Raw genomic sequence first — 21,024 nt, forward strand, 5'->3', positions numbered from 1 at the left:
CTTTGAACACGTCGGCTCTGTCGTCCGCAGTCGGGACAAGCTCCGGTGGGAGAGCGTAATTGCAAGAGAATATGGACGCTCTCACCGACAATCTTGACTGAATCCACTGCGAAGCCGTCCGGCGCGAGGCTCGCACGCTGGAACCGATGGTGCATCCGCTGATCCTCCCATGAATCAGCCAAAGCATCACCCACCACAGCAGCAAATGTGAGTCAGAGCCAATTCTCGACGGAAATCAACATGCCTCGTCGGTGAAACGCCTCCGGCGGCCCGTCTCGACGATGGCCAACCGCTGGATCTGTCCACTGTCCATATCGATGTCCATAAGGACAATTCCGACAGCACCAGCTCATTCCTACAAGGCGGCCTCACTCGGAGGCGTACGAATAGGCGCTAGGCGACGACGCGTCGTGTGCATGCTTTGAAGCGGGCATTGCTGCCTCCATCGTTTGGCCATCTTAATCGCAATTGGAGCTGCCGGTCGTTGGTGTGGAAGATCCGCCGTCAATCAAAGCGGTTTCGCGCCGGCGGTTGGATTGCCGAGGTCATCGGTCGGCAAGAGCTGCTGATCGAAGGCCGCGAAATAGGCGGCCCACTCGGGCTGCCCCAGATCGACAAGCAACCCACCATCTTGCCAAACGTCATTGTGGTCATTGGTGTCGTCGCCGGCCCTATGGATATAACTGCCGGTCGAGCCCTGATTCATATGCGTATCGTGGATACCGAGATCGCCGCCGGTGTAAAAGCGCCCAAATAGATAGACGTCGCGCCCTTCGCTCTGAGCCTTGGCGAGAAGACGGATCAAGGAAGCCGCTGGCTCAACGTCAATCGACCCATCCATGATACCGCTATCTCGCCACGGACCAGTGCCGTCGAGGATGTTGCTGCGCTGAAAGTCAAGCGCCGGCAAGGCGAGCTTATCTGTGAGGTCCGATTTACCGGGAGCGCCGGCCGCAAGCGTTTGTGTCACTTCATGTTGGAAGTCGAAGACGAGTTTGAATTTAAGAAGGTCGTCGCTGTCGTTCGTGCCAACGTTGATCGCCACATCCCACATCTCTCCGGCAACGTCGAGTGAGCAATGAAGATGGTATTGCACTTCGTGCCGATGCTTGTCGTGTCCGCGGCTCCCTTTGAGCGTGGGGTCTGACGTAACTTTCGCCTTCACGTATCCATAGCCCAGCGTCATCTTGGGGGTCCTTTCATAAAGCAGAGTTCGGCACATCGCCGGCAAGAAGTGCTTGACGCCGCTCGGAATAAATCCATCCCGTGCTGGAGCGATCGCAAATCCAGATCAGATCAAACCAGTCAGGCCAGGTCGCAGGCGTTCCCGCACTCGGCGCGACCAGCCCGGCAATGGTTGGAATTAGCTTATGCTCCCAGGCGATCAGAACGATACCGCTTCGGCTCTTTACGTCCGCGGCGAGGCCCTCATGATCGTCTTTGAGATACGCGGTGATTAAGGGAACCCTGCGCGGGCCCAGATCAGAACGATTCTGTGATTTGGGAAACTTTGGGCTGGCCGGCTTCAGTGTAGTCAGCTTCAAGCAAAAGGTCGAATACCTTCGAGTTCCACGGATCTGGATAGGTCCCCACGGACGCTCCCAAGCGGTTCATCAGGCTTGGAATATTCCCGTGATGCCAGCAAACTAGGATGCTCTTGCCAGCGAATTTTGGTTCTGTGAGGAGTAATTTCGCAAGCGCACCGTAGTCTTGATCCGCAAAGGTGGAATTGAGAGGTAGGCCAAGGTTTTCGGCGAGTGGCATAACGGTTTGGATTGGACGCTCGCTATGCCTTGAAATCGATGTTGCAAAAATGAAATCGGGACGGCCGAACTTTTCCGGGAACCATTTAACAAGGGCTTGGGCCCGCGCACGCCCAGCTTCGGAGAGATTGGGATCGTTAGGATCGTCCATCTTCTCGGCGTGACGCATGACAAAAATCTTATTAGGCATTGCTATTCCCCCGACTAGAATTGGTAGGAGCATCTGCATCTGAGCTGAATCGCGTGTGTAAGAGCCGACGTCACGACGCGCCGGTGGCGCGTAAGCAGCGATCTCTAGTCTGTATGCTTTTGCAAAGCCTTTTGTATCCGCAACATCGCTGCGAGCCTCCCTGGCATTGCCTAGGCAAGCGCTTGCTTACTCAGCCAAGGAGGATACCATAGACATATTGCGAGTCAGGCAGGCTAAATCGACGTCGAGACATCGTATTTCTCCCCACGAGTACCAGGTTTTGAGCGCGCATACCGTATATCTGGACTAGAAATACGACAAATTATTATTAGAGACGCGCGATGCTACCGGCAGTTAGTGTGAAGACTAACGAATAATTGGTGATAAACTCGAAGTAGGTCGAATTGGCGTTCAATGAGGAACGATCAAAAGTACCGATATAGTCAGATTAAGTAGCAATCGTGACTCGCGCGTGACTCCTTCTGCTAACAAGCCCATTGTTTGTTGTCACAATTCATACTTTGTGGCGTTGATATTACTTCATCGCAGTATCCAGCATGATCTAAAATGAGTGCTTGATGCTTATCATACACGTTATACGCGATAATCATATAGATATAATCCATGATCGGTACAGATCTGGGCTTCTATAACCGGATCAACGAGCTGTGAACTCAAGAAGTGAGGCTGATTCATGGTGCTCAACAGGCTCTTCGTCGCATCTACCTTCGCGCTGGCCATTGTGTTTGCCGTTGGTCCGGCTACTGCCGGTAATCCAAGTGCTCTTTGGGACATTGTCAGCGGCAAATGTGTCTCCGAGCAAAGCCAACAAGTGGCACAGCCGACCTGCGCACAGGTCGATATTTCGCAAGGCCTCGGCAATGGCTTCGCGGTTCTGAAAGACAACGCAACAAGCAAACCGTTCGAATATCTCCTGATCCCCACCACGCGTATTGCAGGCACCGAAGATCCTCGCTTACTCGAGCCGTTAGCGCCCAACTACTTTGAGGACGCATGGGAGGCGCGTCACTTCATCGGAAAGTCACTTGGGACAGAGCCACAACGCGACATGGTCGCTCTGGCGATCAATTCCATGCAGGATCGCAGTCAGGATCAGTTTCATATCCACGTGGACTGTATTCGCGGCGATGTTCGTTCAAAATTGAAAGAGAACGACCAGAATTTTGGCTCTCAATCGACACAGCTTGATCTGCCGTCTCCGGACCATCCCTATGCCGTTCTTCGCCTGGTCGAGCAAAATCTTGCCGGCTCTAACCCCTTTCAACTGGTCGCGCAGGGATTGCCGGGCGCCTCCGGGCATATGGGCTTGATGACCATCGTCATCGTAGGAGCGACATTTCCCAATGGGCAGGAGGGCTTTTATGTTCTCGCCAGCCAGGCAAGCTCTTCCATGAGCGCCCACGGCGAAGATCTGATCGATCCAGATTGTCGCCTCGCCAACCGCTGAAGCCTCTTTCTTTTGAACGCGCCACGTCACTACGTTTGGGCAAGAGCCACATCGACCGGCTGTTTGCCCTACGGCTAGGTAAACCTGCATTTCCACCGCCATCGACGGCCCTTTACTCTGATCAAGCGAGGCACTTCATATGAAAGCCAACGCGGGTTCGCTTACCTACAACATGTCACTTCCAGGCACGGGGGTGCCAGCGGACGTGGATTTCGGCGGCCTCAAGTTCCTCCGAAACAGCTGCCCGAACGGCCTGCAGCCTCAAGTGCTGACGGAGGCTGAGGGCGACTATCTGAGATTGTGTGTTCAGAAGGACGCCTATCTCGCTGCAACCGATGGCGAGCCGTCCGAACGCGATCGATGCGAATTGCGGGACAGCAAGGTCAAGCTCGGCACCGCGGGGGAATATTCCTTTGACCTGCGGATCGAGAAGCCTTTTCCCATTGTCGATGCTCGCCTGGTCGTTGCCCAGATTAAAGCCCCTTATTACGACGGGGATGGTGGAAGCCCACTCTTCGCGCTTCGCTTCGAGCGCGGGAATTACTTTGCAACTGTGGAACACCTTTATGAGACGAAGGATGTCGAATTCAAGGATGGAAAGGAAATAAGCAAATATCTGACTTCGTTCGACGGCCGCTCCTGTTCCACCGGCAGTGCGCGCGCGTTTGATCACCATTTCTTCGGAAACAGCATCGCAGACGCCAAGGAACTGCAGATTAGAGCCATCTTCGCGACCAATGGTCTTCCATTGCCAGATTTCGTCGAGGAGCAATTTTCTCTATGTACATCCGGTGTGAAGGTGGAGGCGTACGAGGATCTGCCGCAAACACCCTATGAATGGCACCGCTTCAGATTGTGCGTAGCACCAACGAAGGTGAAGGACTATGCGGGCATTGTGGAGTTGTATGTCTCAAAGCCGAATGGGTCCGAGTCGCGACTAGTCGCCCGTGCAACGGGGGAATTTGGCCATAGGGGTTATGAGGATCCCGAACACAATACCGGCCCCATACCGAGCGAGGCATATCAATATTTTAAAGTCGGGCCCTATCGAGACAAGGTCAGACTGTGGGGAAGCGACCCGGTGGCAATACACGTCCGGAACATCTCGCGTCGCGCCTGGCCGGAGGGCGAGCGGTTTCATAGTCAAGCGGTCATGGTGTGAGGTCGACAAATAGCTTGGGCAATTCACTTTTGGGCGTGGATTTGCAGCTTGAGGGAAATAGCCTGGAACTCGCGACGCTCTCGTTGCGGGTATTGCTTAGATTAATACCCGCTCGACCTCGTCGAGGCTGACCTCATCCTGCCGCCGGTCATAGAGTTGCGTGGTGCGCGTGCTGGCATGGTTCGGCATCGCCGCCTCCCTCTCCAGGGTGCCCCCATTTTTCAGATAGGCGGTGATGCCGGTCGCCCGGAAGGTGTGTTTGCCGATCTTGGTGGCAATTGCGGCGGCCTCGGCCCGCCCGCGGGGTGGACCTCCGTCAAGGCCGAGCAACGCTGCCAAGGCCGCCGCTTCGATCGGGGCCTTGGCCGATGATTTTTCGAGGAGGATTTGAGCTTCTTGTTTGTTCCTTCGTCACTACGGCGAAACCCGACCCCTCCTCAATATACACTCCTAAATGTCTACCATAGGCGATAATGGATGAGAGATGTCGTCAAGACCTGATGAACGAGAGCAGGTCGGGGTTGAGGACATCCGCATGCGTGGTGAGCATGCCATGGGGATAGCCGGGATAAGTCTTCAGCGCCCCGTTCTTAAGCAGGTCGACCGCACGCGGCACTGAACTTGCGAACGGGACGACTTGATCAGCTTCGCCGTGCATCACCAGCACCGGCACGGTGATCTTCTTGAGGTCTTCGGTATAATCTTCGAGCCAAGAGTCGACAGTCGCGTAGTGAGCGAGGGCACCGCCGGCCATGCCTTGGCGCCACCAGTTCGCAATGATTGCCTCCGAAGGCTTGGCCCCATCTAGGTTGTAGCCGTAGAACGGATTCTCAGGGACGAAACGGTAGAACTCCGCCCGGTTGCCCAGCACGCCTGCCCGGATCGCTTCGAACCACTCCGGCGGTTGCCCGGACGGGTTGTCCTCGCTCCGGTACATGTTCGGCGTCAGTGAAGCGACCAGCACCGCCTTCGCGACGCGCTCCTGGTGGCGAGCGACATAGCGAGCCACCTCACCGCCACCTGTCGAGTGCCCGATATGGATCGCGTCGCGCAGGTTGAGATGTTCAGTCAGGGCCGCGAGGTCGGCAATCCAGTGGTCCATGTCATTGCCGGTGCTGGGCTGGTCGGACCGGCCGTGGCCGCGCCGGTCGTGGGCGATCACCCGATACCCGTGCTGAAGGAAGAACGTCATCTGGGCATCCCAGTCGTCCGCTGTCAGCGGCCAACCGTGGCTGAAAACGATCGGCTGACCTGATCCCCAATCCTTGTAGAAGATGTTTACGCCGTCTGTAGTAGTGATCGTGGGCATTGTTCAGTTCCTTTGGATTAGCCGCGGATGAGACTCATCACCCGCTGGCGCGGCGTTCCAGCGATGATCCGGTAAACTAAGATGACCAGTCGTCTATTAATTGGTCAAAATTTTTAGGTCAGCAGAGAGGGCAAAACAAAGCGCTCGAAGCTGTCGAAGGGCGCCCGGCTACGTTCGACCTTGGCCCGCATGACCGCCCCTTCGAACGTGTCGATCAGCGCGACGGCAAGCTGTTCTGGATCCTTTCCGGCCCACAGTTCCCCCTTCTTCTGTGCTTCCCGCAAGCATGAGGCAAGCGCGTCCGACCACTCGCGATAGATCGCCGCAAGCTTGATCCGCACATCCTCGCTCGTCGGCGTGACCTCGAGCGCCATGTTCCCGATCAGGCAGCCAACCGCGTAACGGCGCCGCTCGTGAAACTCAGCAAGCCCGGCGAAATAGCGCGCGATGCGCGACAAGGGCGGCTTCCGGCCTTGATTCAAAATAGCCCCATACTCAGCGACAAGCGCCTCCCAATATTCGGTCAGTACCGCGACGGCGAAGGCTTCCTTGCTGTCAAAGTAATTATAGAACGACCCTTTGGGCACGCCGGCTGCTGCGGTAATCTCCTGCACGCCGGTGGCGTTGAAGCCCCGGGTGCTCACAAGGTCTCCCCCCTTTTCGAGGAGGCGCGATCGCGTTTCGGGATTGGCTGGTCTAGGCATGAGTTAATATATGACTGGTCGTTTTATTATCGTCAAGCAGTTTTTTGGTGTGGGCACCGGTTCGTCCGGGCGCTCACCGGGTGACTTTTCTCGTTGCAGAAATCAGTCGCAAAAATCCGCTCTTAGATCAGTACGCGCTCGACCTCGTCGAGGCTGACCTCATCCTGCCGGCGGTCATAAAGCTGCGTCGTCCGCGTGCTGGCATGGTTAGCCATGACGGCCGCCTTCTCCAGGGTGCCGCCATTCTTCAAATAGGCGGTGATGCCAGTCGCCCGAAAGGTGTGATTGCCGATCTTGGTCCCGATCGCGGCGGCCTCGGCCCGCCGGCGGATCATCGCGTGAACGTGACGAACATAGTCCTGCTGGGTATGGGAGCCCAGGCCCCGCATGGGCATGTCTTGCTACATGCGCTCGCGCAGGGGCGAGACGGATGTATCAGTCGACAGAGTAGCCATGGCGAGTTCCTCTCGTTGAAGGAACTCCATGGTCAGATCGTTGTCGTGTTGCCTCACCTAATTTTGTTACCGAATGCCTCAGCAAGGATGTTACCAGCTCCGGCTCCCGCAAGTGCGGAAGCGGGCGCGACGTTGGGCACTCGGACGCTGATTTCGTCGATGAGCCGCTGCATCGCCTGCTCACCATCTTCAATGCGATCCTGCGCGACGGCGCCCCTGGAGCCCGGAGATCCGCCATGTCTGAGTTGAGACCCCGGCGTCGTTCGCTTGATGGCCAAAGAGATTTCCAACCTCTTCGTCTGTCACTGAGCGGGCCTCTATCTGGCCAGCTTCCCCGACGGGGGTGCCGTGGGGGACAAACTGAAGAGCGCCAACGCAATCGCGGCCAATTGCGCCCAACAGGCTGTAAGCATCCGATCCTCCCGCATGAGAGCGCTCGGCCACTCGTCGGCGGATGTCTTCGTTATCCGGAAGTAGATTGTCGAACACGGCCACAACGGGATCGCCGATGTATCGATCTTCTCGCAGCGGCAGGGATAGAGAAACCGGAATCGCATTGTCCCAGCCGAGCCAGTCGGCGTTATACTGAAAATCGATCGCTCCGCTGCCTTCCTTACTCAGACGGCCTACGAGGCGGGCATTCAGATAGACGTTAAGGGGTACGTGGGCTGGGCGGCGCGCCATTAGAACAGCTCTTCGATTTCAGTACCGGAGGCTTTCGTTCTGGGTCTGACGACAAGCTCAAGTTCAAGGGCTGCGAGAGCATCGATGAGGACGCCAAGTTGTGTACCCGGCCCGCCGCTTTCCAGCTTGGACACGGTAGCCTGACGTGAATGCATCATATTGCCTAGGCTACTCTGGGTCAGGCCTTTTTGACGCCGGTAGCGCCGTAGCGCGGCTCCAAGTTGCTTGGCTGAGCGGACGATCGTGTTCATTTAACCAACATACGCGAACGCGTATGCTAAGTCAATATACGTGTTCGCGTATAATTAAATGATATACGCAATTGCGTATTACTTTGTTTTATACGTGAACACGTATGGAAATATATCATCGGTAGAAAAATGTTTATCGCATTCTCCCAAGTAGTGCACGATCACACCCAGCGGGAGAAGAATCCGCCAAAACCACTTCCGGTTTTTTCGATGTGCCCTCGCTAAGGCTAAAGAACCTTCCCCAGTACGTCAGGGCTGAACATGAAAATCACTGCTAAAAAGACTGACGATCCGCCCTCCGCGTCTGACTTTGACCGCTGGAGCCAGATAAGCGGACAGACTAAGAACAAGAGTCACTTCGGCGGCCCGAAACCCGCAAAAAGTCGCCCGGAAGATCCCCAACAAAACATGATGTCGCTCGTCCGGTTCTTTGAAAAGTCTCACATATTTTCTTAGCGTATGAGTTCGAGCAGCTCTTGTTCTGACCCCTGTTCGTGACGGCCGACGCCGTCAAGACCGCAACACGCGGTCCTCATCATCGATGAGGGTGAGGCGGCACGGCGCTGCGTCGCTCCATTTCCATAGGACGAGGTTGAGGTCGTCATCGGTCACACCGGGAGCAAAACTTCTGACGAGCAATCCATGGTAGCCCGCCGCTACGAGCCGTCGGGCGAAGGCTTGTGTCTTTGCTTCCCCTGTCACCTTCATCTGGTCTCGCCAGCTCGGATCGGCAAGCGCTGCAGCATCCATCCCCTCCGCGAGCAGGGCGGCATCATCCCGGCTGTCGAACACGCGCTCGATATCGGCATCATAGGACACGAGCGTTGTCGGTTGCAGACTACCGACCTGGTTCGCCTCCCGCAGAGCCGTCAGGACTGACAGGCAAGTATAGAGCGCAGGCGTCCCCTTGCGATTGAAGCGGCCGCCATAGAGCTCCGCTCCGCGACCGGACAACGGCTCGCGCGCATAAACGGGGTTCAGCGCCCGATAGAGGGTTCCCTTGAAACGCATCAAGCGGATCAGGCGTGAACGCCGGCGTCGACCGCGTCGATATAGTCGAGCACATCATCGGCGCGACCGTCGCGGACCAGTTGCATCGCCGTCTGCCCCGAGAAGCCGGGCAGGGGCTCGGAGCGATACCAGGCATAGGCCATCAGCGCCGTTCCAAAGCGAGGCTCGACCTTGTTGATGATCTCGGTCATTTCGCGCAGCCGGCGCTGCGTCTTGTCGGATCGGATGCGGTCCCTGCGCTGGATTGCATCCTTGCCAAGCCCGCTCGTGCGAGCGATCTCTTCGCTCGTCGTGCGGAAGGCATCGGCAATTTTGCGCGGCGAGAAAAGGCCGTCATCCGCATATTGGGCAAGACCCATGGTCCATACTCCTGTTCCAGGCCAACCATTATGACGCTATATAGCGTCAAATTACCTGTGTTTCAATGGAGGATCAGTGGTGAAAGGGAAGCATAAGAAGCTAGAGAGCGCACGCTCGCGGATCGAGCGTGCCGCGGTCGCTGAAGTTCAACCGCGCCGCTCGCGATCCCGGCCCGTCGTCCCAAGCAAGGGCCCTGTCAGAGCAAAATTGCCGAAGGTGGCGGCGTCGGGTAGGGAGCGAGGATGTCGCGCCCCAAACCCAATCCGTTTCGCTATTTCAATTCGTCGCCGGAGGTGATCCGCCTCGCTGTGATGATGTACGTGCGTTACCCCTTGTCATTGAGGAATGTGGAGGATCTGCTGCATGAGCGTGGCATCGACATCTGCCATGACACCGTGAGATTTTGCTGGAACCGCTTTGGTCCTTTGTTCGCTGGCGAAATCCGCAAAAGGCGGGTGAGGGCTGGAAACTTCAGCCGCTGGCGCTGGCACGTGGACGAGGTTTTCGTGAAGGTCAACGGCGAGCTCCTCTATCTCTGGCGGGCCGTCGATCATGAGGGCGAGGTTTTGGAGTTCTTCGTCAGCAAGACGCGGGACAAGGCCGCCGCTTTGAAATTCCTCAAGAGAGCTATGAAGCGCTACGGCCGTCCTGAATTCATCGTCACCGACGGGTTGCGCTGCTATGGTGCGGCCATGCGGGAGATCGGCAACCTCGAACGCCGCGAAATCGGTCGCTGGGGGAACAATCGGGTCGAGAATTCCCACCAACCCTTTCGACGACGAGAGGCGGCGATGCTCCAATTCCGCAGGACGACGACGCTTCAGAAATTCGTCGTCGTCCACAGTCAGATCCACAACCACTTTAATTCGGAGCGCCACCTCGACAGCCGGCAAATCTACAAGCAGAGACGCTCGGCTGCCCTGGCCGAGTGGCGGGCAGTCGCGGCCTAAACCGAGCCTCGGTTTGACCTCCGTGCATCTGGCCGAGACCACTTGGAGTTAGCCTGACAGCACCACCGTCCGAACATGCGAGCTCCGAATCCCAACCGATTGGGATTATCGGTCTCGGCTAATTGGGAGTCAATGGTCCGCTAATTGCGAATACAAGGGAGGTGATCTGGAAGCGTTGAGGGGTCTGCCTCTTTCGCCAACACATCAAAATTCGCGGCTGATAGTTCAAATTCGTGCGGCAATCGGCGGTGTTCGGCGTTCTCAACTAAGGCAGATTTTGGGGTATGTGGCGCGCCAGCCCCAACAAAACAACAACCCGCTGCCAATTCTAGTTGAACAAATTGGCATCTCCTGCGCTATAGGCAGCGAGCAGATCTCACATCCTAGAAGTCGCAGAGGTAGCAGGAGACAATAGTTGCGTTCAATACGATGGGCAGCGTTGGCCGCCGATTTTGACGCCAAGCTTGCTTCGAGCGGTCTGGGGCTTCGCGAACTGGCGGCGCAGCTTGAGACGTCGCATTCAAACCTCAGCCGCCTTCGCAGCGGTGCTCATTGTTCGGCGGAATTATTCATGGTCGTGTGTTTGTGGATGAATAAAGATCCACGCGTTTATTTGAGCTAGTGCCCCCCAACCAAAGCCCTAACCACCGGCCGGCGTATCGCCGAAGCGGGCGGCAACTGCAACGCCCTTCGAAGAACTGACATCATCAACATCTCTGGAAAAAACGACAGCGCCGACTATTCGACCTTCATTCGTCTCTTTACCAATGGAAAAGGAGGCTTCGCGAAGTGCCCTATACAGCGTTGGCATAGCTAGAGGATTCAGCGCTACTAGTTCATTGTGGGCGTCTCGTACGAAGGTCACGTTTGCATAAAATGTATCCGTAGACACGGATGGCTCCTGACCTCGAGGTTTGACCGACAATGTAGCGGTTAGGGTTTTAGCCGGCTAGTCCTGGCCTATGCTATCATTCAACCAACCGTCAGCTACTTCGTCATTCAAAGCTGGCGGCCAGCTCCGGCCGTGATTTTCCGGAAGAGCGGTCGGGGCGCTGTTAGCGCAGAAGAACCGTTGCCATGCCCTCAGGCGGATCGAGCGTATCGCGCACCACTCCGCACCCAAATATCACAAGGCCGCAAACGACGAAGACCGCTGCCGTTTTGGGGCGCAGCATGATGAAACATGCGCTGGCGAGAAACATTAACGCGACAACAATCGCCATGATCGCGAGGTTTACCATCGCCGTAGCCTTTGTAGCGGGGCTATAGCTCAACCGCTCCGGCGGGCTCCAGTTCCCACTGCAATTGCCTCGAACTCAAATTTTTGCTTCATAGACAAAAACCCCCGGCCTGCCGGGAAAGGCCGGGGGTACGCAACCGCCTCGCCTGTGGAAGAGGCGGACGCATGAGCATCGGGTGGGTCAAGAGGGGAAGGTTGCATGACCCTGATCACATACTACCTGTGGTTGAAGCAAGAAATTGACGAATTTACCCCACAATCAAACAAAAATGGTCAGCCTCGGGCCCAGATGGGTGCCTGCTGGTTACCAAAACCCTGGCCGTGTGGCTGGCCACCCACGGCCTAATTGTTGTTTTTCCTTCAGCCGCCGCTGTCGATACCACCACCTCTTCCGCCCTTCCTATGCCTCCCCTCCGGCCTTTGGTTTTTTGTGTCGGAGGCCCCAATAAAGATCCCAGAGCAGTGAGGTGCGGGCAACGGGGCACATCCTGGCCGTGTATGGATCGCATAGCCCCATCTGGCGGGCATATCGCTCATCCTCGACAATCGCGAGCTGATAGCAAACGAAGCAAAGGCAAACTAGTGGGACGGCGATCACCAGATTTTTCATGAGGGAACCCCAGTCGACTTCTTCCAACTGACGCCCGCGGCGACGATGATCAAACAAGTTTATGGCAGCGGCAGCACAGCATAGGCCACGGTGAGTCCGAACACATCATCTATGGCTTCAAGACGGAAGAGGCGGCGCAGTCCTTGTATATTCGCGCCAGCGAGCTCACCGAGGCGCCACGGCCGGCGCTGACGCCGCTGGAAGCCACTGTTTTGCTGGCTATCGGATATTTCCGGCCGGTGACGAGGGGCGAGCCTTCTAAGATGTTCGGGCGCGAGATCTCGCGAGACCTGATCGCCGATCTGCGCAGCGATGGCTTCTTCTGGGCAGGTCCACGCAGCCCCCAGCCGGGAGCGCCCTATACCTATGCCACCACACCGGGCTTCCGGGAGCATTTCGGGTTCCAGACCCTGCGCGACCTGCCGGACCTCGAAAGGCTGGAGGATGCCGGCCTGCTGAGCAGGGCTCGGCTGCTGGCCGAGGACTTGCCGACGGTTCCCAGTGAAGAGGAGGGGAGGGGGAGGGAGAGGGGCAGGGAGATGGCGAGGATGATGCTGTCGAAGAGGTGGAGGGCTACTCGGTATTTGGCGGTGCCTTACCCGAATGAAGGGTCGCGATCTGCGGTTTTGCCCATGGTTTCGAAGCTAGGAATGTCATATATGACGGTTATTCCCCTGACATAAGCACATCGCCATGAAGCCTCCTTTTAAGCCGTTCACTGTCGAGGTGAAGCGCTCGCGTTCCACTACCTCCGTCGCAAAGCCGATCAGCAGCGAGCCGCCCGTGCTGATTGAAGCCCAGCCGGCCTCTGCCCCGGTTCCGCCGTCCCAAGCCCGCCAGTTGGCCGAGCAGATGTTTGCCACTCTGACGACGAGCTCCAGCGCGGCGCCAGAGACCAAGGTGACGGCGCAGAGCGTGTTTCGGACGGTTCCTTCGCCGGTCGTACCGGTGGCGAAGCCGGACGTTGAGCCGGTGGCGGAGGGAGTGTTTCGGGCGAGTGCTCCACCACCCGCACCGGTGCATGCGCCGGATCCAAATCCTTCCGCGACAAAGCTCCTGTCGCTCAAGGGGGTGGTTCCCGCCAAGCTGCGGGAGCCGCACGGGGAGAAAGTCCCAACTTCCCGGGTGGCGGAGAGTGTGTTCCGGACGGCTGCTCCACCGGCCGTAACGATGGAGGCATCGGACGCTGAGCCGGCGCCCAATCCTTCCCCGACACAGCTCCCGTCCGTCGAGGAGGCGGTTCCAGCCAAACCGCCCAACCCTCGGACACGGAAGGTGCGAACTGAGCCTGCGCTGGTGAACGAGGTCGTGAAGTCGAACGTTCCGACAGCTGGGAAGCTGGCCGCGCCTAGTGCGCCGGCGCGGCCGCAGCGCAATCCGCTCCTCCAGGTCCCCGAAGTGAAGTTTGCCGGAGTGAAGCTCACTCAGGCGGGTCCCGCCTCGCCGGCGGCTGAAGCCCAGCTTCAGGGACGGCAGAACTGGGGCTGGAGCCCTGGCGAGCGCTGGAAGAGGCGGCTGCGGTATCTGCGCTGATACGGTGCGGGAGAGCGCCATCGGCGAACGAGTGAGAGAGGCGTGTTGGAGGGGCGATGACCAGCGTGGAAGACTTCAACCTGCGCCTCAGCGCCACCAAGGACACCCTGGTCGGGCTTCAAAAAAGCGACCCGGCCCTGGCGCCGCTTCAGGAGGATGAACTTCGATCGCGCGTGCAGTCGCTGGTGAGCTTTCTGGCTGGGATCGAGCCCGGCGGCGCGCTGCCACCGTGGTTTGTCGAGGTTACTGCCAGCGCCGAAGACTACCTCATGGACTGCCTTCGAAGCAGCATGGTCGGTGGCGGCCAAGCGCCAAGGACCTCGCCGCCACCTCCGGATACTCCAATCGAGCCAAGGCCCAGGCCGTGGTGGCGTTTCTGGGGCCAGTAGCCGGCGACGGCTCGATGTCGCACAGACCCCTCGTGATGCCGCTGGTTGCGCCTCAATCGAGGTCGCACCAAATTAAGGATTGCGGATTCCGACGAAGCCGGCCATGCATTCCAATCTGAAGCCGGCCGGTGATTCCGATTTGAAGCCGGCCACCTTCGAGGTCATTCGCATGGGTCTTGTTGGATGATGTTTTGGCGAAGTGCGTTGGTCAAGCGGCGTCGACTTGGAGATCGACCTTGCGAGCCTTTCTCATGCTCTCTCCTGTGAGTTCGATGCGGTAGGCATTGTGCACGAGCCGGTCGAGGATGGCGTCGGCGATGGTCGGGGAACCAAACATCAGAGGCTGCCGCCATTCTCGACGGGGTGGTGTCTCATTTGACGGTCATCGACCCGCGTCACGGCCTTGCGGGTCAGCGTCTGGAGCTCGTGTCGTCCGGTTCTGCGCGCGGTCCGGCTTTTGTCGTTGTTCGACTATCTGACGGACGCCGCCGTTCAATTCGGCGCTCGGTGACCGATCTTGCCGCTGCGTCACCGGAAGAACAAGGCGCTTCGAAAGCGTTGGCCCGCATCAACGTCCGAACGCTGCTCACATTGATGCACCATTTGAACCGCACCTTGGCCTCCCGTATCGAGGAGGTGATTCGCGATGAACATCCAGTCGAATCTGCACCGCGTAGCGTCCCAGACCCTCACCGAACTTGCGAACCCGGGCATGACAACACTCCCGAGACTTTGGCTCAACTTGCCGGGGGAGACGCAAAAGCAGATCGCGCAGAGCTGCGCGCGACTTCTCTTGCGGAAGCGATCGACAGGCGCGCCGATAGCGGCGGATCGGCATGTTGAAAGCGTCGAATAGACCGGACGAATGCGTAACTGCCGCGCATCGCGGCAAGCTCGCTTACATTTACGTCCGGCAGTCTTCCGTGAACCAGGTGCGGCATCATCAGGAAAGCACGGAACTGCAATACCGTCTCGTCGATCGCGCGGTCGCTCTTGGCTGGCCGCATGAGCGCGTGCATGTCATCGACGAAGATCTTGGCAAATCCGGAGCCGGGAGCGTTGAGCGAGTGGGCTTCAAGAAGCTGATTGCCGAGATCGGACTGGGGAACGCCGGCCTGGTCATCAGCCTCGATGCCTCCCGGCTTGCTCGCAACAACCGCGATTGGCATCAGCTTCTCGATTTGTGCTCGCTCTTCGGCGTCATCATTGCCGATGGCGAACGTCTCTACGACCCCTGCGCTTACCATGACCGCCTGCTGCTCGGTTTGTCCGGCATCATGAGCGAGGCGGAGCTGCACCAGATCAAGCAGCGCCTGCACCAGGGCGAGCGTCAGAAGGCGGCGCGTGGCGAGCTACGCCTTCCTATTCCCGCCGGACTGGCGCATGGACGCTCGGGCGAGATCATTCTCAATCCCGATGAGCAGGTGCAGGCGAGGCTCGGCCTCGTCTTCGCCAAATTCCGCGAGCTTCACACTGCGCGGGCCGTGATGCGCTACCTGCGAAAGAACGATTTGCCGCTGCCTGTGCGTCCCGTCCTCGGCCCGGCGCCGCACGATGTGGTGTGGCGCCAGGCCGACAGCTCGCGAGTACTCAGCATCCTCCAAAATCCTGCCTATGCTGGAGCGTATGTCTATGGCCGCAGGCGGGTGGAAGGCGGGCGGATTCGCCATGGCGTTTATCGCCCGAGGACGACCAATGTCCCCATCGCCGACTGGGAGGTTTGCCTTCAGGCTGCCCATCCTGGTTATATCGGCTGGGAGGAGTTCATGGAGAACCAGAGGCGACTGGCAAACAACATCAACCGCTACGAAGCCGGTCATTCGGGCGTGCCGCGCAAGGGAGCGGCACTGCTGCAGGGCATCGCCGTTTGTGGGCGGTGCGGTCGCCGGATGAGCCTGCGCTATAGCGGTCCCGCTGGTGACTACCCCGTCTACACCTGTCGCGCCGACCGCGATCAGGAGGGCGGGCCGCTATGCCAGGAAGTGCGTGCGCTGCCTGTCGATGCGCACGTCGAAAGCATCCTGCTCGAGGCCTTGCGGTCGGACAAGATCGCCATCGCCATCGCCGCACTGGGCCAGATCGAAGAGGAGACGCGTCAGCTTGAGCGGCAGTGGGCGCTGCGGCGCGAGCGGGCGCGCTATGAGGCAGAGCGTGCACGGCGCCAATATGATGCAGTCGAGCCTGAGAATCGTCTGGTGGCGCGTTCGCTGGAGCGCGTGTGGGAAGAGAAGCTTCGCGCCGCCGAGGCGATCGAACAAGATTACGAACGCTGGCGACATGACGAGCCCCTGGTCTTGAACGAGCCAGATCGCGAGGCGCTTCAAAAGCTGGGCGAAGATCTGCCCGGCATCTGGCACTCCCCTTCGACAACGGCGGCCGAGCGCAAGGGCATCTTGCGCCTCATCATCTGCGAGGTCATCCTCGACCAGAAGCGCTTCCAGGGCCAGGTCTGGTTCAAGATCCTGTGGCAGACGGGAGCGACAAGCGAGCATTCTCTCCAACGGCGGGTCCACACCTATGGCGACTACATCGATGTGGAGCGGCTGCGGAGCCGAGTGATCGAACTCAACGCCGCGGGCAAAATGGACAAGGAGATCGCGGCGGCCTTGAACGCGGAAGGCTTTGTCGCAGCGCGTGGTTGCGCGTTCAAAGGTGAGAATGTCTGGCTTCTGCGGACACGTTGGGGCATCCCCACCGTCAAGATCAACGGGGCGAGCGCCAATCCCGACCGATGGCCGGATGGAACCTACTCTGTTCAAGGGTCGGCCGCCGCCCTGGGCGTCACACCACAAACCGTCTTCGACTATCTCGCACGCGGCTGGCTCGAGGGACACCAGCTCACGAAGGGGCAGCCGTGGCAAATCGAACTCTCAGACGACCAGATCAACACGCTGCGGGCACGGATCACACGCAACAGGCGATCAAGGAAGGAGGCGTCATGACAACTTCGGCGAGCCGATGAGGTCGTACCATCGATCGACGGGAAGCTGGCTGGTGACGATGATGGATCTGGTCTGGTAGCGGTCCTCGACGATCTCGAGCAGATCACGCCGCTGCTCGGCATCGAGGGGTTCGGGGCCCCAATCGTCGAGGATGAGCAGGTCGAGCCGCGCAAGGGCGCGCAGCATGGTGGCATATTTGCCGGTGGCTCGGGCGAGAGCGAGGGCGGCGAACAGGCGGGGCACGCGATGATAGGCGACGGAGAAGTCGTCGCGGCAGGCCTTGTGGCCGAGGGCGCAAGCCAGCCAGCTTTTGCCGACGCCACAGGGGCCGGTGACGATGAGATTGTGGCGAGCCTTGATCCAGGCGCTGGTGGTCAGCTTGAGGAAGAGGGAGCGGTCGAGGCCGCGGACGGCGCGATAATCGACATCCTCGACGCAGGCATTCTGACGCAGCCTGGCGGTTCGCGCCCGCATCTCGAAGCGCCTTTGCTGGCGCGCCGTCTTCTCGTGCTGGAGGAGCAAGCCTAGCAATTCGACATGGTCGAGGCTTCCGGCTTCGGGCTGGGCCTGGAGAGCGGCAAAGCCCCTTGCCATACCTTGGAGGCCGAGTTCAGTCAGAAGATCGAGGGTGGGATGGGTCAGCATGAAGGTCGGTCCTCTCAGTGGAAGTAGCCTGGGCCACGCAGGTTGGTATGGTCGATGACGCTTTCGGTGGCCCCGGCCTTTTGGGGCGGCAGGCTGGCGAGAACGGCGGCGATGGATTTGTAGGTGAAGGCGCCGATTGCCGTGGCGCGAGCGCTGGCGGCCTCGACGCGCTGGCGATCGGCATGTTTGAACAGACGCAGGATGCCCAGGCAGGTTCGAAAGCCTTGTTCGGGATGAGGCCGATTGGCGAGGATGGCGACGACGAGGCTTTCGGTGTTTGGGCCTATCGACTGTCCCCAGCGCCGGAAGCGCTCGGGCGTCCACTCGGCATAGCGGCGGTGGGAACTGGGCATATGCTCGGGATCGGTGCCATGCCGGCGTCCGCCATAGCGGCGCTGATGGCTGGCAACGCGCTGGCCACGATGGAAGATCTCGACGGTTCGGCTGGTGGCGCGAATATCGACCTGCTCGCGGATCAGGGCATGGGGAACCGAATAGAAGAAGCCGTCGAACTCGACATGATAGTCGAGTGAGACACGCGCCAGGCGCCATTCGGCGAACTGATAATCGGTCTCGGGCAAGGCGGCGAGCGCTGGCCGTTCGATCGTCTCGAACAGATGCCGGCGGCTGACACCGAGCCTTCGCATGACATGGGCGTTGATGCGCTCCAGCGCCGCGGTGATCGCCTCATTGGCCTCGGCCAGCGAGAAGAAGGTCTGCTGGCGCAAGCGCCCGAGAATATAGCTTTGGGCAAAGCGAACGCCCGCCTCAACCTTGGCCTTGTCGCGCGGCTTGCGCGGGCGGGCCGGCAGGATGCCGACGCCGTAGTGGGACGCCATCATGCCATAGGAGCGGTTGATCTCCGGATCGTAGAACGAAGCCTTATTGACACCAGACTTCAGATTGTCGGGCACGATCAGGCGTGGCACGCCGGCGAAGAAGCGGAACATGTTGACATGCGCGCCGATCCAGTCCGGCAGGGCCTGCGTCCAGCTTGCTTCGGCATAGGTGTAGCTGGAGGCGCCCAGCACACCAACGAAGATCTCCGCCTCCCGGATAACGCCCGTGACCGGATCGGCGATCGCCAGCTTCTTACCGGAATAATCGACGAAGACCTTGTCGCCGGCCGGATGGTCCTGGCGCATGGTGGGCGACAAGCGCCGCTCGAACTCGCGAAACAGGTCGCAGAAGCGGCTGTAACCATACCCTTCGGGATGGCTGTCGCGATATTCCTCCCACAGCACCATCAGGTTGACGCCGGGCCGCTTCAACTCGCAGGCAAGGCTCGACCAATCCGGCTCGGGCCGCCGCCGGAAGCCCACCTTCGTGCCGGCGCGGCTGAACAGGCGCTGTTCCAAAGCCGCATCGCCGAGTTCGACCGGCAAGGGCCAGCTCAGCCCAACCGCCGCCGCTCGCTTGAGATTATCCTGAATCGTGCTGCGCGCCGCTCCCAGCGTGCGCCCGATCTCCCGCGCGCTCACCCCATCGCGGGCAAGCCGCAGCATCTGTCGTATCTGTCGCATGGTCAGTTCTCTCTTGGCGGGCATTCCAAAACCTCGTCGATTGCGAGGTCTGGATGCCCGAGGGATTGACCCAAACGAAACGTCGAAACCGCTCCTCTGCCTGGCCGGATAACAATCGGAATCCTGGCCGGCTTCAAATCGGAACGCTGGCCGCCTTCATCTCGGAATAGGTGGCCGGATTGAATCGGAATCCGCATTAAGGATCGAAGCGCAAGATCCGGCCATCCATGGCAGGGAGGCGCCCCATGAGCAAAGATCTGATCCTGCTGAATTGGCTGGGCATCGCGCACAACGCGCTGATCCCGTCCGGAACCATTGCCATTATCCTGAAAGATGGTGAGGTGCGCGTCGTCCCCGCGGACAAATTGCGGGAGACCATCAAGCGTGACGTCGAGCAGACTTAATCCGCCTCCGCCTCGAGCCAGCGCCGGACGATTTCCTGCCCCTTGATCCCGAGACCCTGAATAACCCTGAGATTGAGCTTTCGGACCTGGCCGCGCGAGGGGCGCCAGTTCGTTGGCCTTTCGCCATCTGCAGGGTGCAACTCATCCCAGAGCGCGTTGAGGATACGCATCGTGTCGTGTTCGTTCGGTGTGAAGTCCTCTAGCTCCATGGACAAGAAATCTCGTTCGCCTGGAAGAGGACTCACCAGGGAGGTCTGCCCTCGGAGCGGGCGAGTCCCCTAACCGGGGGAAATGACCCAGATCGGGTGGGGAGCGCGCCTGTCGGAACTGGGTCTGACGCGCTCCCCTGACGGGCGACGCCATCTCGTCTCCTGCCGTCGTTCAGGGGTGAACACTTGCAGAGGAGACTTCTGAGAATGCCGGTGTCGACGGTTTGTCGAGGGCAGGGATCGCATCCGCGCTCGAGCCAACATCGGGTTTCCCATGATAGGCACCCATCATGGAGTCAACCAATGGCTCTACTATCAGTTCCCGAGTTTTCGTTACGAGCGGGTATGGAGGCCGAGGCGCTGCTCGAGCTCGGACCGCCGACGCCCGTTAATGGCTGAGTGGTTCTCCAGCTTGTTGAGGCGCGGATGGGGCGCGCTAGCGCTCCCATCTCGGAGCGGGAAAGCCTGGCACTCGGAATAATGCTGTGATAAGTTACATGTAACTCAAATTTCGGAGGTCAACATGGGGACAGTATCGACGCCCAAGTCCGTTCTGGAAAAGGTGCGCGAGCATCGCCGGCGCTTGCGCGCGCAAGGCCTGCGACCCATTCAGATTTGGGTGCCGGACGTGCGTGCTTCCGCCTTCCGGGAGCTGGCCCATCGCCAGTCGCAGGCCATCGCTGCAAGTGCCTACGCCGGTGAGGATCAAGCCTTTATCGACGCCGCCTCCGATTGGGGTGATGAATGAGGCGCGGCGAGGTCTGGACTATATCCGGAGGCAAGGACTATGCGGGCAAGCCGCGCCCCGCCGTCATCGTGCAGGACGACTGTTTCGACGCCACCGATTCCATCACCATCTGCGCCTTTACCACCGACCCGACCGACGCGCCCTTATTCCGCCTAGTCGTGGAACAGAACGAGCGCAATGGCCTGCGCGCTGCTTGCCGCCTGATGGTGGACAAGATCACCACCGTCCCTAAGGCCAAGCTGGGCACGCAGGTCGGGCGGCTTGATGAGGAGGACATTGTGCGGCTTAATCAGGCCATGACGGTTTTCCTCGGCATGGCTGTGTCTCCCCGGAGCGGAAGAGGCAAGCAGCCATGATTGTTGAGGCTTCGCCCCGACCGCGTGGCGAAGGACGGCAATCGACGGTCTATAGGTCGTTTTGGATTCGCGCTGGCTTGCTGATACTCGGCGGATGTCCAAGACGCGCGCCCATCGC

25 protein-coding genes and 2 pseudogenes are annotated in these 21,024 nt (G+C 59.3%); 11 read left to right on the top strand and 16 right to left on the bottom strand.

Annotated features, from left to right (window positions below; all coding sequences use genetic code 11):
* Positions 1-508: 508 nt before the first annotated feature.
* Positions 509-1,186 (bottom strand): DUF2278 family protein, encoded by a 678-nt coding sequence (locus QQL24_RS22440; protein ID WP_284314531.1) that lies wholly within the window; start codon positions 1,184-1,186, stop codon positions 509-511.
* A 296-nt stretch (positions 1,187-1,482) separates the two neighbouring features.
* Positions 1,483-1,953 carry a SixA phosphatase family protein gene (locus QQL24_RS22445; protein WP_284314532.1) on the bottom strand — a complete coding sequence of 157 codons (471 nt, stop codon included), beginning with the start codon at positions 1,951-1,953 and terminating at the stop codon, positions 1,483-1,485.
* Positions 1,954-2,647: 694 nt separating this feature from the next.
* Here QQL24_RS22445 and QQL24_RS22450 point away from each other — a divergent pair.
* Together QQL24_RS22450 and QQL24_RS22455 are read left to right on the top strand one after the other, a co-directional pair.
* A complete protein-coding gene (locus QQL24_RS22450) occupies positions 2,648-3,421 on the top strand; it encodes a CDP-diacylglycerol diphosphatase (protein WP_284314533.1) in 774 nt (257 codons plus the stop codon).
* Positions 3,422-3,560: 139 nt separating this feature from the next.
* Positions 3,561-4,583, top strand: a complete 1,023-nt coding sequence (locus QQL24_RS22455) for a heparin lyase I family protein (protein WP_284314534.1) — start codon at positions 3,561-3,563, stop codon at positions 4,581-4,583.
* 96 nt (positions 4,584-4,679) lie between these two features.
* On the opposite strand, the gene QQL24_RS22460 is transcribed toward QQL24_RS22455, so the two are convergent.
* The 8 genes from QQL24_RS22460 to QQL24_RS22495 form a co-directional block, all read right to left on the bottom strand.
* Entirely contained in the window at positions 4,680-4,922 is a 243-nt protein-coding gene (locus tag QQL24_RS22460; RefSeq protein WP_284314535.1) for a site-specific integrase, read from the bottom strand.
* A gap of 151 nt (positions 4,923-5,073) precedes the next feature.
* Positions 5,074-5,892 carry an alpha/beta fold hydrolase gene (locus QQL24_RS22465; RefSeq protein WP_284314536.1) on the bottom strand — a complete coding sequence of 273 codons (819 nt, stop codon included), beginning with the start codon at positions 5,890-5,892 and terminating at the stop codon, positions 5,074-5,076.
* A 113-nt stretch (positions 5,893-6,005) separates the two neighbouring features.
* Positions 6,006-6,536, bottom strand: coding sequence for a TetR/AcrR family transcriptional regulator (locus QQL24_RS22470; protein ID WP_284314537.1), 531 nt, complete (start codon positions 6,534-6,536; stop codon positions 6,006-6,008).
* A 182-nt stretch (positions 6,537-6,718) separates the two neighbouring features.
* Positions 6,719-6,985: a site-specific integrase gene (locus tag QQL24_RS22475; protein ID WP_284314538.1), complete on the bottom strand. Its 267-nt coding sequence runs from the start codon at positions 6,983-6,985 to the stop codon at positions 6,719-6,721.
* A 255-nt stretch (positions 6,986-7,240) separates the two neighbouring features.
* Entirely contained in the window at positions 7,241-7,735 is a 495-nt protein-coding gene (locus tag QQL24_RS22480; protein ID WP_431310736.1) for a HipA N-terminal domain-containing protein, read from the bottom strand.
* The gene (locus QQL24_RS22485) at positions 7,735-7,986 is read right to left on the bottom strand and encodes a helix-turn-helix domain-containing protein (RefSeq protein ID WP_284314539.1); all 252 of its coding nucleotides are present in this window, start codon (positions 7,984-7,986) and stop codon (positions 7,735-7,737) included. Before QQL24_RS22485 ends, QQL24_RS22480 begins: the two co-directional genes overlap by 1 nt.
* A gap of 510 nt (positions 7,987-8,496) precedes the next feature.
* On the bottom strand, positions 8,497-8,997 hold the full coding sequence (locus tag QQL24_RS22490) for an RES family NAD+ phosphorylase (protein WP_284314540.1): 501 nt from the start codon (positions 8,995-8,997) through the stop codon (positions 8,497-8,499).
* A gap of 8 nt (positions 8,998-9,005) precedes the next feature.
* Positions 9,006-9,356, bottom strand: coding sequence for an MbcA/ParS/Xre antitoxin family protein (locus QQL24_RS22495; RefSeq protein ID WP_284314541.1), 351 nt, complete (start codon positions 9,354-9,356; stop codon positions 9,006-9,008).
* Between the two features lie 243 nt (positions 9,357-9,599).
* On the opposite strand from QQL24_RS22495, the gene QQL24_RS22500 reads away from it, so the two are divergent.
* Entirely contained in the window at positions 9,600-10,307 is a 708-nt protein-coding gene (locus QQL24_RS22500) for an IS6 family transposase (RefSeq protein WP_284314542.1), read from the top strand.
* Between the two features lie 640 nt (positions 10,308-10,947).
* Here the strand turns inward: QQL24_RS22500 and QQL24_RS22505 are convergent.
* Together QQL24_RS22505 and QQL24_RS22510 are read right to left on the bottom strand one after the other, a co-directional pair.
* Positions 10,948-11,199 (bottom strand): hypothetical protein, encoded by a 252-nt coding sequence (locus tag QQL24_RS22505; RefSeq protein WP_284314543.1) that lies wholly within the window; start codon positions 11,197-11,199, stop codon positions 10,948-10,950.
* A gap of 163 nt (positions 11,200-11,362) precedes the next feature.
* Entirely contained in the window at positions 11,363-11,548 is a 186-nt protein-coding gene (locus tag QQL24_RS22510) for a hypothetical protein (protein ID WP_284314544.1), read from the bottom strand.
* A gap of 716 nt (positions 11,549-12,264) precedes the next feature.
* On the opposite strand from QQL24_RS22510, the gene QQL24_RS36730 reads away from it, so the two are divergent.
* The 3 genes from QQL24_RS36730 to QQL24_RS22525 are packed head-to-tail and all read left to right on the top strand — an operon-like array spanning position 12,265 to position 14,079.
* The gene (locus QQL24_RS36730; RefSeq protein ID WP_431310737.1) at positions 12,265-12,840 is read left to right on the top strand and encodes an SMC-Scp complex subunit ScpB; all 576 of its coding nucleotides are present in this window, start codon (positions 12,265-12,267) and stop codon (positions 12,838-12,840) included.
* A 10-nt stretch (positions 12,841-12,850) separates the two neighbouring features.
* Positions 12,851-13,690, top strand: coding sequence for a hypothetical protein (locus tag QQL24_RS22520; protein WP_284314545.1), 840 nt, complete (start codon positions 12,851-12,853; stop codon positions 13,688-13,690).
* Between the two features lie 56 nt (positions 13,691-13,746).
* Entirely contained in the window at positions 13,747-14,079 is a 333-nt protein-coding gene (locus tag QQL24_RS22525) for a hypothetical protein (RefSeq protein WP_284314546.1), read from the top strand.
* 208 nt (positions 14,080-14,287) lie between these two features.
* Here QQL24_RS22525 and QQL24_RS22530 read toward each other — a convergent pair.
* Positions 14,288-14,443: pseudogene (locus tag QQL24_RS22530) on the bottom strand (ATP-binding protein); the annotation flags it as partial.
* An 11-nt stretch (positions 14,444-14,454) separates the two neighbouring features.
* Between QQL24_RS22530 and QQL24_RS22535 the strand changes: the two are divergent.
* Positions 14,455-14,922, top strand: coding sequence for a DUF5372 family protein (locus tag QQL24_RS22535; protein WP_284314547.1), 468 nt, complete (start codon positions 14,455-14,457; stop codon positions 14,920-14,922).
* Positions 14,916-17,021 carry a recombinase family protein gene (locus tag QQL24_RS22540; protein WP_284314548.1) on the top strand — a complete coding sequence of 702 codons (2,106 nt, stop codon included), beginning with the start codon at positions 14,916-14,918 and terminating at the stop codon, positions 17,019-17,021. The genes QQL24_RS22535 and QQL24_RS22540 overlap by 7 nt, the downstream gene beginning before the upstream one ends.
* Here QQL24_RS22540 and istB read toward each other — a convergent pair.
* Positions 17,019-17,666, bottom strand: a pseudogene (gene istB, locus QQL24_RS22545) (IS21-like element helper ATPase IstB); the annotation flags it as partial. The gene QQL24_RS22540 and the pseudogene istB sit on opposite strands and share 3 nt — an antisense overlap.
* 14 nt (positions 17,667-17,680) lie before the next feature.
* Positions 17,681-19,189 (bottom strand): IS21 family transposase, encoded by a 1,509-nt coding sequence (istA, locus tag QQL24_RS22550; protein ID WP_284314596.1) that lies wholly within the window; start codon positions 19,187-19,189, stop codon positions 17,681-17,683.
* A gap of 245 nt (positions 19,190-19,434) precedes the next feature.
* Here istA and QQL24_RS22555 point away from each other — a divergent pair, with 245 nt between their 5' ends.
* On the top strand, positions 19,435-19,593 hold the full coding sequence (locus QQL24_RS22555) for a hypothetical protein (RefSeq protein ID WP_284314550.1): 159 nt from the start codon (positions 19,435-19,437) through the stop codon (positions 19,591-19,593).
* On the opposite strand, the gene QQL24_RS22560 is transcribed toward QQL24_RS22555, so the two are convergent.
* Positions 19,590-19,808: a hypothetical protein gene (locus QQL24_RS22560; protein ID WP_284314551.1), complete on the bottom strand. Its 219-nt coding sequence runs from the start codon at positions 19,806-19,808 to the stop codon at positions 19,590-19,592. The genes QQL24_RS22555 and QQL24_RS22560 overlap by 4 nt on opposite strands.
* A gap of 517 nt (positions 19,809-20,325) precedes the next feature.
* On the opposite strand from QQL24_RS22560, the gene QQL24_RS22565 reads away from it, so the two are divergent.
* Together QQL24_RS22565 and QQL24_RS22570 are read left to right on the top strand one after the other, a co-directional pair.
* Positions 20,326-20,550 carry an antitoxin MazE family protein gene (locus QQL24_RS22565; protein ID WP_284314552.1) on the top strand — a complete coding sequence of 75 codons (225 nt, stop codon included), beginning with the start codon at positions 20,326-20,328 and terminating at the stop codon, positions 20,548-20,550.
* Entirely contained in the window at positions 20,547-20,906 is a 360-nt protein-coding gene (locus tag QQL24_RS22570) for a type II toxin-antitoxin system PemK/MazF family toxin (RefSeq protein ID WP_284314553.1), read from the top strand. Before QQL24_RS22565 ends, QQL24_RS22570 begins: the two co-directional genes overlap by 4 nt.
* Positions 20,907-21,024: the final 118 nt, after the last annotated feature.

Origin of the sequence: Labrys miyagiensis (assembly GCF_030160835.1) — a bacterium.
Lineage (GTDB): Bacteria > Pseudomonadota > Alphaproteobacteria > Rhizobiales > Labraceae > Labrys > Labrys miyagiensis.